Annotated in this window: 15 protein-coding genes; 3 read left to right on the plus strand and 12 right to left on the minus strand. The window is 65.5% G+C overall.

The annotated features are described in order from the left end of the window. Positions 1–220: 220 nt before the first annotated feature. The 4 genes from GGC30_RS11325 to GGC30_RS11340 form a co-directional block, all read right to left on the minus strand. A complete protein-coding gene (locus GGC30_RS11325) occupies positions 221–421 on the minus strand; it encodes a hypothetical protein (protein WP_153924141.1) in 201 nt (66 codons plus the stop codon). Positions 422–475: 54 nt separating this feature from the next. Further along, positions 476–766: a DUF167 domain-containing protein gene (locus GGC30_RS11330; RefSeq protein ID WP_153924143.1), complete on the minus strand. Its 291-nt coding sequence runs from the start codon at positions 764–766 to the stop codon at positions 476–478. Positions 767–842: 76 nt separating this feature from the next. Beyond that, entirely contained in the window at positions 843–1,772 is a 930-nt protein-coding gene (locus GGC30_RS11335; RefSeq protein ID WP_153924146.1) for an electron transfer flavoprotein subunit alpha/FixB family protein, read from the minus strand. Between the two features lies 1 nt (position 1,773). After that, entirely contained in the window at positions 1,774–2,538 is a 765-nt protein-coding gene (locus tag GGC30_RS11340; RefSeq protein ID WP_017505433.1) for an electron transfer flavoprotein subunit beta/FixA family protein, read from the minus strand. Between the two features lie 116 nt (positions 2,539–2,654). Between GGC30_RS11340 and GGC30_RS11345 the strand changes: the two genes are divergently transcribed. Continuing rightward, positions 2,655–2,999 (plus strand): hypothetical protein, encoded by a 345-nt coding sequence (locus tag GGC30_RS11345; protein ID WP_055755047.1) that lies wholly within the window; start codon positions 2,655–2,657, stop codon positions 2,997–2,999. 10 nt (positions 3,000–3,009) lie between these two features. On the opposite strand, the gene GGC30_RS11350 is transcribed toward GGC30_RS11345, so the two are convergent. Both GGC30_RS11350 and GGC30_RS11355 read right to left on the minus strand, forming a co-directional pair. Next, on the minus strand, positions 3,010–3,582 hold the full coding sequence (locus GGC30_RS11350) for a cob(I)yrinic acid a,c-diamide adenosyltransferase (protein WP_039246607.1): 573 nt from the start codon (positions 3,580–3,582) through the stop codon (positions 3,010–3,012). 2 nt (positions 3,583–3,584) lie between these two features. Continuing rightward, positions 3,585–3,788 carry a twin transmembrane helix small protein gene (locus GGC30_RS11355; RefSeq protein WP_055755048.1) on the minus strand — a complete coding sequence of 68 codons (204 nt, stop codon included), beginning with the start codon at positions 3,786–3,788 and terminating at the stop codon, positions 3,585–3,587. A gap of 157 nt (positions 3,789–3,945) precedes the next feature. On the opposite strand from GGC30_RS11355, the gene GGC30_RS11360 reads away from it, so the two are divergent. Beyond that, the gene (locus tag GGC30_RS11360; protein ID WP_153924148.1) at positions 3,946–5,100 is read left to right on the plus strand and encodes a hypothetical protein; all 1,155 of its coding nucleotides are present in this window, start codon (positions 3,946–3,948) and stop codon (positions 5,098–5,100) included. 7 nt (positions 5,101–5,107) lie between these two features. Here GGC30_RS11360 and polA read toward each other — a convergent pair whose 3' ends face one another. The 5 genes from polA to GGC30_RS11385 all read right to left on the minus strand — a co-directional run bounded on the left by polA (position 5,108) and on the right by GGC30_RS11385 (position 9,777). Continuing rightward, the gene (gene polA, locus GGC30_RS11365) at positions 5,108–8,020 is read right to left on the minus strand and encodes a DNA polymerase I (protein WP_153924150.1); all 2,913 of its coding nucleotides are present in this window, start codon (positions 8,018–8,020) and stop codon (positions 5,108–5,110) included. 37 nt (positions 8,021–8,057) lie between these two features. Continuing rightward, positions 8,058–8,675, minus strand: a complete 618-nt coding sequence (locus GGC30_RS11370) for a DUF6655 family protein (protein WP_055809524.1) — start codon at positions 8,673–8,675, stop codon at positions 8,058–8,060. Beyond that, complete coding sequence (locus tag GGC30_RS11375; RefSeq protein ID WP_153924152.1) at positions 8,675–9,115, minus strand: VOC family protein; 441 nt, start codon at positions 9,113–9,115, stop codon at positions 8,675–8,677. Before GGC30_RS11375 ends, GGC30_RS11370 begins: the two co-directional genes overlap by 1 nt. Positions 9,116–9,196: 81 nt before the next feature. After that, the gene (locus GGC30_RS11380) at positions 9,197–9,436 is read right to left on the minus strand and encodes a zinc-finger domain-containing protein (RefSeq protein ID WP_153924154.1); all 240 of its coding nucleotides are present in this window, start codon (positions 9,434–9,436) and stop codon (positions 9,197–9,199) included. Between the two features lie 56 nt (positions 9,437–9,492). Further along, the gene (locus GGC30_RS11385; RefSeq protein WP_370451962.1) at positions 9,493–9,777 is read right to left on the minus strand and encodes a hypothetical protein; all 285 of its coding nucleotides are present in this window, start codon (positions 9,775–9,777) and stop codon (positions 9,493–9,495) included. Between the two features lie 185 nt (positions 9,778–9,962). Here GGC30_RS11385 and GGC30_RS11390 point away from each other — a divergent pair, with 185 nt between their 5' ends. Continuing rightward, entirely contained in the window at positions 9,963–10,937 is a 975-nt protein-coding gene (locus tag GGC30_RS11390; RefSeq protein ID WP_153924156.1) for an ABC transporter ATP-binding protein, read from the plus strand. Here GGC30_RS11390 and GGC30_RS11395 read toward each other — a convergent pair. Further along, the gene (locus GGC30_RS11395) at positions 10,934–11,815 is read right to left on the minus strand and encodes an alpha/beta fold hydrolase (RefSeq protein WP_153924158.1); all 882 of its coding nucleotides are present in this window, start codon (positions 11,813–11,815) and stop codon (positions 10,934–10,936) included. The two genes, GGC30_RS11390 and GGC30_RS11395, sit on opposite strands and share 4 nt — an antisense overlap.

The following is an 11,815-nucleotide window of genomic DNA, read 5'->3' on the forward strand; positions in this document are numbered from 1 at the left end:
TTTTTCGCTCCTTTCTTCCGCGGGACCTTGGAGATCTTCATCCCCGCCGCCCCGCCGGCCAGCCCGTTTCCGAGCGAGGCGGCTCTATACGGAGCACCCTCTTTGTCAGCAAGCGGATTCTGACAGTGCGGGGGAAGTTTCTCGCAGACTCATGATCGTCGATCAGGAATTGTAATCCTCGAGGCTATTCGAAGCCCGTAAATACTGGCGTTTCGCCTTCTCAGGCCCCGCCGAGACGCGACATCAGTTCCGGATTCTGCTCGGAGGCCACGACCTCGTCGTCGAATGCGCGTTGGGCATCCGCCTCGTCCGCAAAGGTCGCCGGCTCTGACAGCCGCAGGCTTGAAACCGCGTAGACATCGCCCTTTTGCTCGAGGGTAACGCCGCTGCGGGCGTGAAGGATGCGGGCGTCCATCGTCATTGGGCTGGTCTCCTGTTCCGATGCAGAACGCACAAATCGGCCGGATGGCTCTCCTCAAGCGCCAGAAAGACCGTCGACGAGGCGCAAGCGCAGCTCTTCGTCATCCAAGCCTTGCACGACGATCATTTTCAAACGTGATTGTGCGCCGCGTCCGATGCTGACCGACGACTTCGGGACGCCAAGGCTTTTGGCCAAGAGCCGGATCAGGGCGTCGTTGGCCTCTCCTTCGATCGGACGGGCGCGGACGCGCACCTTGAGCACGGGTCGACCCTCGTCGTCGGTCGCCCACCCATCAATGCGCTCGGCCGCAGCGCCGGGCTGCAGCCTTACAGGCAAGTTCGCCATGTGGTCCTCTGCGGGCAAGAAAAAAGGCGCGGCTCCGATCGGCGCCGCGCCCTCTTCAGATCGATTCGACCTGGGCCTAGCCCAAGGCGGCCATCAGTTCCGGCACCACCGTCTTGTAGTCGCCGACCAGACCATAGTCCGCGACCTGGAAGATCGGGGCGTCCGCGTCCTTGTTGATGGCGACGATGGTCTTGGAGTCCTTCATCCCGGCCAGGTGCTGAATCGCGCCCGAGATGCCGATGGCGATGTAGAGCGCCGGGGCGACCACCTTGCCGGTCTGACCGACCTGATAGTCGTTGGGCGCATAGCCGGCGTCGACCGCCGCGCGCGAGGCGCCGATGGCGGCGCCCAGCTTGTCGGCGAGCGGCTCCATCACGGCATGGAACTCATCCGCCGATCCCAGGGCGCGACCGCCCGAAACGATGATCTTGGCGGCGCCCAGTTCGGGCCGGTCCGACTTGACCATTTCCTCGGACACGAAGGCCGTCTTGGGCGCGTCGGCGCCGGCGACGCTCTCGACCGGGGCCGAACCGCCCTCAGCCGCGGCGGCGAAGGCGGTCGGGCGCACCGTGATCACCTTCTTGGCATCGGCCGACTGGATCGTCTCCAGCGCATTGCCGGCATAGATGGGGCGCACGAAGGTATCGGCCGACACCACCTCGATGATGTCCGAGATCGGCGCGACGTCCAGCTTGGCGGCCAGACGTGGGGCGAAGTTCTTCCCGTCCGTGGTCGCAGGCGTCAGGATGGCGTCGTAGCCCCCGGCCAACGGCAGGACGGTCGCCTCGACCGCCTCAGCCAGCATCTTGCCCAGACCGGCGCTATCAGCCAGCAGCACCTTGCGGACGCCCGCGATCTTGGCGGCGCTATCGGCGGCGGCCTGCGCCCCCTGCCCCAGAACCAGGACATCCACATCGGACGAGAGGCCCAGCGCGGCGGTCACGGTCTTGTGGGTGGTGTCGCGAACGGTCGAACCGTCGTGATCGGCGATGACGAGGACAGCCATATTACAGCGCTCCCGCAGACTTGAGCTTGGAAACCAGTTCGGCCGCATCGGCCACCTTGACGCCGGCCGACCGCTTGGGCGGCTCGGTGACCTTGATGACCTTCAGGCGGTCGGCGACATCGACGCCGTAGTCGGCGACCGCCTTCATGGCGATCTCCTTCTTCTTGGCCTTCATGATGTTCGGCAGAGAGGCGTAGCGCGGCGTGTTCAGCCGCAGGTCCACCGTGACCACCGCCGGCAGTTCGGCAGCAATCGTCTGCAGGCCGCCGTCGACCTCGCGCGTGACCGTGGCCTTGCCGGCATCGATCACCAGCTTGCCGGCGAAGGTCGCCTGGGGCCAGTCCAGCAGGGCGGCCAGCATCTGGCCCACTGCATTGTTGTCGCCGTCGATCGACTGTTTGCCCATCAGGACCAGGTCGGGCTTTTCCTCCTCGACCACCGCCTTCAGCAGTTTGGCGACCGCCAGCGGCTCGAGATCCGTGTCCGACTGGATCAGCAGACCCCGATCCGCGCCCATGGCCAGCGCCGTGCGGATGGTTTCCTGCGCCTGGGTGACGCCGATGGAGACCACGACGATTTCCGTCGCGGTGCCGGCGGCATGGTGTTCCTTGCCTTCCTTCAGACGAACCGCCTCTTCGACGGCGATCTCGTCGAAGGGGTTCATGCTCATCTTGACGTTGGCCAGATCGACGCCCGACTGATCCGCCTTGACGCGGGCCTTGACGTTATAGTCGATCACCCGTTTGACGGGGACGAGTACCTTCATGGGTCTATCCGTGAAATCGCCTGAATGTGTGGGCAGGACATGGAGCGGTCGTGAAGGCCTGTCAACGTAACGCGGGGTCAAGCTGTGGCTTCGATCCCTATCCAACGGACCACGAGATGAAGCGTTTCCTGACCTTTCCCCGCCTGGCGATGATCTTCTTCGGCCTGTTCGGCATCACGGTCGTCGGGATTTTCGCCCTTCAGGACTACTGGGTCGCGCCCGGCAAACGCTGCGAGGCGGCGGGCAAATGGTACGACATGGAAAGCCGCATCTGCGCCCAGCCTATCTCCATCGCCCAGATCACCGGCCGCCCCAATGGCGTGTCGCGCGCCGAGGCTTCGGCCGAGAAGAACCGCGAGCTGGTCCGGATCGAACAGGATCTCGCCGCCCAGAGCCGCGCCCGCGCCGCAGAGGCCGAGCGTCAGAAAGCCGCACTGGCGGCGGCGCGTCCCGCCGCCTGACCGGTTTCGCCTAGCGGGTCGCGCCGGGCTTCCATTTGATGTCGCTGGCTCCGTTGGCGTTGGCGCGTCGCGCGGCGACGAACAGATGGTCGGAGAGGCGGTTCAGATATTTGACCGCTTCGACATTCACGGCCTCGCCGTTTTCGATCAGGCGCACCGCCTCGCGTTCGGCCCGTCGGCAGACGGTGCGCGCGACATGCAAATGGGCCGACAAAGGCGCGCCGCCCGGCAGGATGAAGCTGTCGAGCGCCTTCAGGCTCTCGTTCATCCAGTCGATTTCCTGCTCAAGGCGCGCAACCTGACTCTCGACGATGCGCAAGGCCTCCCAGGCCGGCGGCGGGTCCAGAGGCGTGGCCAGATCGGCGCCCAGGTCGAACAGCTCATTCTGGATCCGGCCCAGCATGGCGTCGATCCGGTCGTTCTGGCCGCTGTTCAGCCGGGCGACCCCGATCACCGCGTTCAGCTCATCCACCGCGCCATAGGCCTCGACCCGGGCATCGCTCTTGGACACAGGCGCGCCAGACGCCAGCCGCGTGCGACCGTCATCGCCCGTGCGGGTATAGATCTTGTTCAGCGTCACCATGATCAGGCTCCCTGCGTCGCCTTCCACATCATGCCGACGACCAGCAGAATGACGGCGACCGCCTGAAGCCCGACGCGCAGGCGCATCAGCTTGTTGGAATGGCTGCGCGCATAGTCCCCGCCCCGAAACAGCGAATAGAGGCCGAAGCCCAGGGTGATCGTCACGGCCAGGATCGCGAGGATGATCAAAATGTCGAAAATCTGCATGCCGTCGTTCTAGACCCGGATCGCCGTCGCGCGCCAGCGCAGCGCTTAAAGCCATTGTCCGGCGCGCAGGATCGAACGGCAGAAATTCGCCGACCGCAGATATTTTATTTCCCGAGCTAAGCCATTTGGTGACGATTGTTGGCGTAACGTCAGCGCCATGACTGATCGCGCCGTCCGCAACCTGGAGCACCTCAAGAGCTCGGCCTCCACAGCCCGCGTGCTGAATCTGCTGCGCGTGTGGGAGGAGAACGGCGACAGCGCGCCCGACGGCGCCGTGCGCAATCCCGACTGGGCGGCGCGTCCGATCTTCCGTACGGCGGCGCTGAACCGGGCCCTGATCATCAAACATCGTCTGCGGCGCAACGAGACCGATCTGTTCACCGGCCGACGCCAGGTCGCGACCAAGGTCGTCATCCCTATCGACGATACGGACCTGAAGACCGGCGGCCGATACGTCTTCGTCAATCAGATCGGCTTTGAGCGGATGATGATGGAGGCGTTCGGCGTTGCGCCCAACCACCCCGATATCGAAACCCTGCGCCTGATCGACAAACTGCCGTCGCTGGACCCCTTTTTGCTGCGCGAGCAGTTGCGTCGCGGCGGCCTGGACCCCTCGCCCTGCTACTTCTCGATCAGCGACAGTGATCTTCAGCGCATGCTGGCCTTCGTCCGCAGCGAGATCGAGCCGCTGGTCACGCTGAGCCTGGGCGCGGATACGATCGCAGTGAACTCGGATTCGGCCGGGCGGATGGCGTCCAAGATTCTGTCGAACACGCCCGGCGATCAGCTGGACGCCCTGCGACTGACCCTGCGCCTGGCGCCCGAACAGTATCAGGAGGGCGTCTTTTGCTGGAAAGGCTTCCTCTATTACAAATGGACGCTCGCCGCCCTGCTGGGCGAGGTCGCCGGCGTCGCCGAGGCCGTGCGCACCATCAAGCCCGTCGGCAAGGTCGATCACGCCGCCAAGGAATATCTGGCGCGCAGCCGCGATGTCCTGCGCGGCCGCATCATCAAGACGTGCGACGAAGTCAGCAGAACCCTGCGCGTCTATGACGACGCCTACGCCAAATTGACCCAGGAAGGCCGCCCTATCGCTTTCCGTGACTTCCTGCTGGACGCCCCGTCCATGTTCGCAAAGCTGGGCGACCAGCTGGGCGCCGTCCAGCACATCGTCAGCTACTGGCGCTTCCGCTTCGGCTCCTCCGCCGCTCCGGTGAACGTCGAGGAGCTGATGGACATCTTCATGGACTTCGAAACCGGCCTGCTCGGCCGTGGCGAACTCCCAGACGACATCGGCATGATCGCCGCCTAGCCCGATCCTAGTGCGCCGCGTCCCAGTTCGACGCCGCGCGGGCATCCACTACGAGCGGAACTGTCAGGGCCACGGCTGGGTCCGACGCGTTCTCCATCACGCGTTTGATGACGGCGATGGCGCGGTCGGCTTCGGCTTCCGGCGCCTCGAACACCAGTTCGTCGTGGACCTGAAGCAGCATGCGCGTGCTGAGGCCGGCTTCGGTCAGGGCGACGGGCATGCGGATCATGGCGCGGCGGATGATGTCTGCGGCCGCGCCCTGGATCGGGGCGTTGATGGCGGCGCGCTCGCCGAACTGGCGCTCGGCTCCGGACTTGGAATGGATGGCCGGGATGTGGATTCGGCGGCCGAAGACGGTCGAGACGAAGCCGGTCTGGCGCACCTCGGCCTTGGTCTTGTCCATATAGGCGCGGATGCCGGGGAACCGTTCGAAATAGGTCTTGATATAGGCCCCCGCCTCGCCCTGATCGATGCCCAGCTGATTGGCCAGGCCGAAGGCCGAAATGCCGTAGACGATGCCGAAGTTGATCGCCTTGGCGCGGCGCCGCGTCTCGGACGGCATGCCCTCGACCGGCACGCCGAACATCTCCGAGGCCGTCGCCGCGTGAATATCCAGCCCCGCCTTGAAGGCGCGCTTCAGTTCGAAAATATCGCCGATATGGGCCAAAAGGCGCAGCTCAATCTGGCTGTAGTCGGCGCTGATCAGGACATTGCCCGGCGCAGCGATGAAGGCCTGGCGGATTTCGCGGCCCGTCTCGGTGCGGATGGGGATGTTCTGCAGGTTGGGATCGCTGGATGCCAGACGGCCCGTGGTGGCGGCGGCCAGTTGATAGCTGGTGTGAACGCGGTCCGTCTTGGGATCGGCCGCCGCGGTCAGGGCATCCGTATAGGTGCCCTTCAGCTTCGACAGCTGGCGCCAGTCCAGGATGGCGCGCGGCAGATCGTGGCTGAGAGCCAGTTCCTCCAACACGCTGGCGTCGGTGCCCCACTGGCCCGAGGCGGTCTTCTTGCCGCCCGGCAGGTTCAGTTCGCCGAACAGGATCTCTCCGATCTGGCGCGGCGAACCGATGTTGAAGGGCCGCCCGGCGATCTCATGGGCCTGGGCCTCCAGCTCGGCCATGCGCAGGCCGAACTCGCTGGATAGGCGCTTCAGTCGGTCGGGATCGATGCGAACGCCGTTCAGCTCCATGTCCGCCAGCACCGTCGGCATGCCGCGCTCCAGCGTCTCATAGACGGTGGACAGACCCTCGCGCGCCAGACGCGGTTTCAGGATACGCCACAGCCGCAGCGTCACATCCGCATCCTCGGCGGCATATTCCGAGGCGGGTTTCAGCGCGACGTGCTTGAAGGATTTCTGGCTCTTGCCAGTACCCGCCACATTCTTGAACGGAATCGGCTCGTGGCCCAGGTGCAGGCGCGCCAGCTCGTCCATGCCATGCCCGTGCAGCCCGCCCTCCAGCACATAGGAGATCAGCATCGTGTCGTCATAGGGCGCGACGCGGATGCCCCGACGCGCCATGACGGCGATGTCGTATTTGGCGTTCTGAAGCACCTTCAAAACCGACGGGTCTTCCAGCAGCGTCTTCAGCTTGGCCAAGGTCGTGGGCTTGTCCAGCTGATGGATCGGCTCGGACGCCTCGCCCGCTTCACCAAAGAGACCACCCTCGCCGGCCTGCGGCTCATGCTCGTGCGTCAGCGGGATGTAGCAGGCCTCGTTCGGCCCCACCGCCAACGACACGCCGCACAGCCCCGCATGGGTCGCCGACAACGTATCGGTCTCCGTATCGAAGCCGACGACGCCGACCTCGGTTGCGCGCGCGATCCAGCGATCCAGCGCCTCTTCAGACTGGACACATTCGTAAGCCGCGTGATCGAACGTCTGGACCTCAGCCGGGCTTTCGATGACCTGGCCGTAGCGAGGGGTCGCGACGGGTGCGTTCAGGTTCGGCGCGCGCTTGGGCGCAAAGGCGGAGACGTCGCTGGGTCCCGCCTTGCCGTCGCCGACGCGGCGCTGCAGCGAGCGGAACTCCATCGTCTCCAAAAAGCCCGACAGGATCGTAGGATCGGGATCGCGCACGGCGAAATCGTCGATCGCCTCGGGCGCCGGCGCATCGCAGGTCAGGCGCACCAGCTCGCGCGACAGACGGATCTGGTCGGCGAAGTCGATCAGAGTCTGGCGGCGCTTGGGCTGTTTGATCTCGCCGGCATTGGCCAGCAGGGTGTCCAGATCGCCGTATTCGTCCAGCAGCTGCGCCGCCGTCTTCGGTCCGATGCCTGGCGCACCGGGGACGTTGTCCACGCTGTCGCCGATCAGGGCCTGCAGATCGACCATCTTCTCCGGGCCGACGCCGAACTTTTCGAAGACCTCAGGTTCGGCCAGACGCCGGTCCTTCATCGGATCCCACATCACGACGCCGCCGCCGATCAGCTGCATCAGGTCCTTGTCCGACGAGACGATCACCGCCTCCCCGCCCGCGTCGCGCGCCTTGCAGGCGTAGGTCGCGATCAGGTCGTCGGCCTCATAGCCGGGCAGTTCGACGCAATGGACGCCGAACGCCGCCGTCGCCTCACGCACCAGCGGAAACTGCGGCACCAGATCCTCGGGCGGCGGCGGGCGGTGGGCCTTGTACTGGTCGTACAGGGTGTTGCGGAACGTCTTTTCCGAATGGTCGAAGATGGCCACCAGATGGGTCGGACCATCGGCGCCTTTCATGTCCTTCAGCAGCTTCCACAACATGTTGCAGTAGCCCTGGACCGCGCCGACCGGCAGGCCGTCGGACTTTCTCGTTAATGGCGGCAGGGCGTGATAGGCGCGAAAGATGTAGGCCGAGGCGTCGATCATCCACAGCCGCAGCGCAGGGCCGTCCTGCGTCATCTGGCGTTCGGTTTCTGGATTCTCGGGCGCAGTCGTCTCGGTCATGGCCGGAACATAGGGCTCCAACGCCCCCGCGTCAGCGTCAGAATTCGGTCCAGCTCGATCCCGGATCGCGCTGGCCGGGTTGGGCCTGCTGCTGGCCCCAGGACACGACCATGAAAGCCTTGTGGCTGCGGATACGATAGGTGCCGATCATCGGCACCACGGCGCCCAGCGGCGCACCGGTCTTGGCCTCGTAGAGGAAGCCGGAAAACTCGGCGACCCCGACCCGGTCCCGGTGGCTATAGACCGACAGTTCCGGCAGGGAGACGACGTTGAAGGTCTCGTTGATCGGGATCCGCATCTCGGGAATGCCGAAGACGCGCCGCATCTGCTCCAGCGACAGTGCGCCGGCGCGGATCTCGAACACGGCGTTCGCCTCGTCCTTGTTGCGGGCCAGGCTGAAACCGGCGTCCGAGATCGCCCCCCGGATCGCGCTGACGGCGTAGCGTGTGCCCTCCCCCTGGAAATAGGCGTCGTCGATGAAGACCGAAGCGCCCGTCGGCAAAGGCAGGACCAGCCCCTCGACCGCCCGGTCCGAGGCGCGCGCCAGGAGCAGCTGCTCCGTCGCCGTGCGGCCGGTGTTGCTCTCGGTGGTCGAGGCGCAGGCCGAAAGCACGACCGCCGCAACCGTCAGCAGAGCCGCCGTCCGCACCGTCATCACCAGGCGCCGACGTTCGGCATGGAGGCCCAGGGCTCGGCCGGCGCCAGCGGCGCGCCTTCCTGAAGCAATTCGATGGAAATGCCGTCCGGCGAGCGGACGAAGGCCATGTTGCCGTCGCGCGGCGGACGGTTGATCGTCACCCCGCCGTCCATCAGCGTCTGGCAGGCGGCGTAGATGTCATCGACCTTATAGGCCAGGTGACCGAAGTTGCGGCCGCCCTGATACTCTTCCGGATCCCAGTTGAAGGTCAGCTCGACCTCGGGGCAGCGTTCGGCCGCCGACTGTTCCAGATTCTTGGGCGCTGCGAGAAAGACCAGGGTGAACCGGCCCGCCTCGTTCTCGATGCGGCGCATCTCCTGCAGACCCAGAAGGTCGCAATAGAAGTGCAGCGAGGCGTCGATGTCCTTTACCCGGACCATGGTGTGCAGATAGCGCAAGGCTCGTCTCCGTCCGAACAGCGTGTCAGCCGTCTATAGACCCAACCGCCGCAACACCGCGACTGAACTGAGGTTACGGTCTCAGTGGACCTCGGGCGCGCGGGCCGCGGGGCTCAGATATTCGTTTTCGTCGTGGGCCTGGGCCGACAGGACGAAACGCCGGTCGCAATAGCCGCACTCGATAAAGTCGTCCTCACCCATGTCCATATAGACTAGCGGATGACCCAGGGCCCCGCCGCCGCCGTCGCAGGCCACGCGTTTGGTCGAGACGACGATCTCTTCGGGCGGCGGGATGATGGCGTCGGAATGGCGGGGAGGCATGGTCCGGTCCGGGTCTGAAAGGCTTGCGCGCTTCCTAGGCGGCGCAGGCCTGAAGGTCAAACCTCGGCGGTCCGGCGACCCAGCAGCCGGTTCAGCATCGCCTTGCGCTTCTTGAACAGCGTCAGGCCCAGACAGGCCGCGCCGACCCACAGACCGATCTCGCCGATCAGCAGCAGGGCGGCGCCGGCGATGGCGGCATGTGTCATCTCGATCTGATCGGTCTTGCCCGCCAGCAGCGCCAGTCCTCCACCAATGTAGCCAATGGCGCAGACCGCCATGGCGACGAAGCCGATCAGGCGGGTGCGGGTCAGAGGCGTTTTGCCTTTTTGAACGGCGGTCACGTCGATCTCCATCAAGTTTGGTTGTCTTAATGACAAGCAAGCTAGACATGCGAAATGCTTAAGTCAAGCACCATTGACACATAGACAGGTCTGCTTGTCTGATGCTGTCGGCGAGACAGGTTGGCGATTGCGGTCACTCGCCCTACCTATGCCGCTCGCCGTCCCGTCCGAGTGAATAGCCGACCATGTCAGAGACCCCCGCCCTGCCCGACAACGCCATCGAGGTGCGGGGACTGAAGAAGACCTATGCCGGGTCCAAGAAGGCCGCCCCCAAGGCGGCCCTGCGCGGCGTCGATCTGGTCATTCCGCGCGGCTCCGTCTTTGGCCTGCTGGGCCCGAACGGCGCCGGCAAATCGACCCTGATCAACATCCTGGCTGGGGTGGTGAAGAAGTCCGAAGGCTCTGTGACCATTTGGGGCCGCGACATCGACAAGGAGCCGCGCGACGCCGCCGCCGCCCTGGGCGTCGTGCCGCAGGAGATCGTCGCCGACGTCTTCTTCACACCGCGCGAATCACTGGAGGTGCAGGCGGGCTTTTACGGCGTGCCCAAGGACGAGCGCCGGTCCGACGAACTGCTGGCCGCCTTGGGCCTGTCGGACAAGGCCAACGCCTATGTCCGCGCCCTGTCCGGCGGGATGAAGCGCCGCCTGATGGTGGCCAAGGCCCTGGTCCACAATCCGCCAATCCTGATCCTGGACGAGCCGACGGCCGGCGTGGACGTCGAACTGCGTCGTCAGCTGTGGGCCTACGTCCGCCGCATCAACGAAGAGGGGGTGACCATCGTCCTGACCACCCACTATCTCGAGGAGGCCCAGGAGCTTTGCGACACCATCGCCATCGTCAACCGGGGCGAAGTGGTGGCCTGCGAGCCCACGCCGCAGCTTCTGCGCCGTCTGGACAGCCGCAATGTCGTTGTGACCCCTGAACCACCCCAGGCGACGCCGCCGGTGCTGGCCGGTTTCGAGGTTACGCCCCGTCCGGGCGGCGCCTTCGCGGTCGCCTACAAGAAGGGGCAGTCGTCGGTCGAACAGGTCATCAACGCTGTGCGCGCCGCCGGCGTCACTATCGCCGACATCACCACCGAAGATCCGGACCTGGAGGACGTCTTCCTGGCCCTGACTTACGGCGATACGTCACGGGTCGACCCGACCAGGGACTAATCGACCTCGGCCAGAAATTCGAAGATCGCCGCCTTGGCCTCAGCCTCGTCCAACATGGGCGCGTGGCCGATGCCGGGAACCTCGACATAGGCCATGGCCGGGGCCGCCTTCTTCATCCGCGCGGCGATGTCGGCGCTCAGCAGATCCGAGGCAGCGCCCCGCACAAGCAGCGTGGGCTTATTCTTCGCTAATCGTCGGAACATGGGCCACAGGTTCGGAACCAGCGCCTTAGCCCCCGCCGCTCGGATCGGCACGGCGATGTCGGGATCGTAGTCCAGCGCGATCTCGCCGTCGGGCTGCTGGCGGAAAATGCGCCGAGCGAAGGCGTCCCAGTCCGCATCCGTATAGTGCGGGAACGCCACCGCATTGATCCGCTTCGCATAGGCCGTCGCATCGGCCCAGGAGCCGATCTCGACCGGCTGGCCGCTGTAGGCGGCGATCCGCGCCAGGCCTTCCGGCGCCACCTCCGGCCCGATGTCGTTCAAAATGGCCGCGACCACCGCCTTGGGCCGCATCGCCGTCAGCGCCATGGTGATCAACCCGCCCATGGAGGTGCCGACGAAGACCGCTCTATCGATCCCGGCCTGCTCCATCAGGGCCAGAACGTCGCGCGCATAGACGTCGGGCATATAGGTCATGGGGTCGGGCGCACGGTCCGACAGGCCACGTCCACGCACGTCCACCGCCAGCACCCGCCGCCCGCTCTGGGCTAGCAGCGGCGCGATGGCTTCGAAATCGGCGCTGTTGCGGGTCAGGCCGTGGATGGCGATCACCGGGGGACGCGCGACGCCGGAACCGGGCGCATAATCCCGCGCAAAGAGCGTGAGCCCATCCGGCGAGGTCCAGCGGCGTTCAACGAATGGATAGGGCGCGCTCAT

The sequence above is a fragment of the Brevundimonas sp. SPF441 genome (genome assembly GCF_009661015.1).
GTDB lineage: Bacteria > Pseudomonadota > Alphaproteobacteria > Caulobacterales > Caulobacteraceae > Brevundimonas > Brevundimonas vesicularis.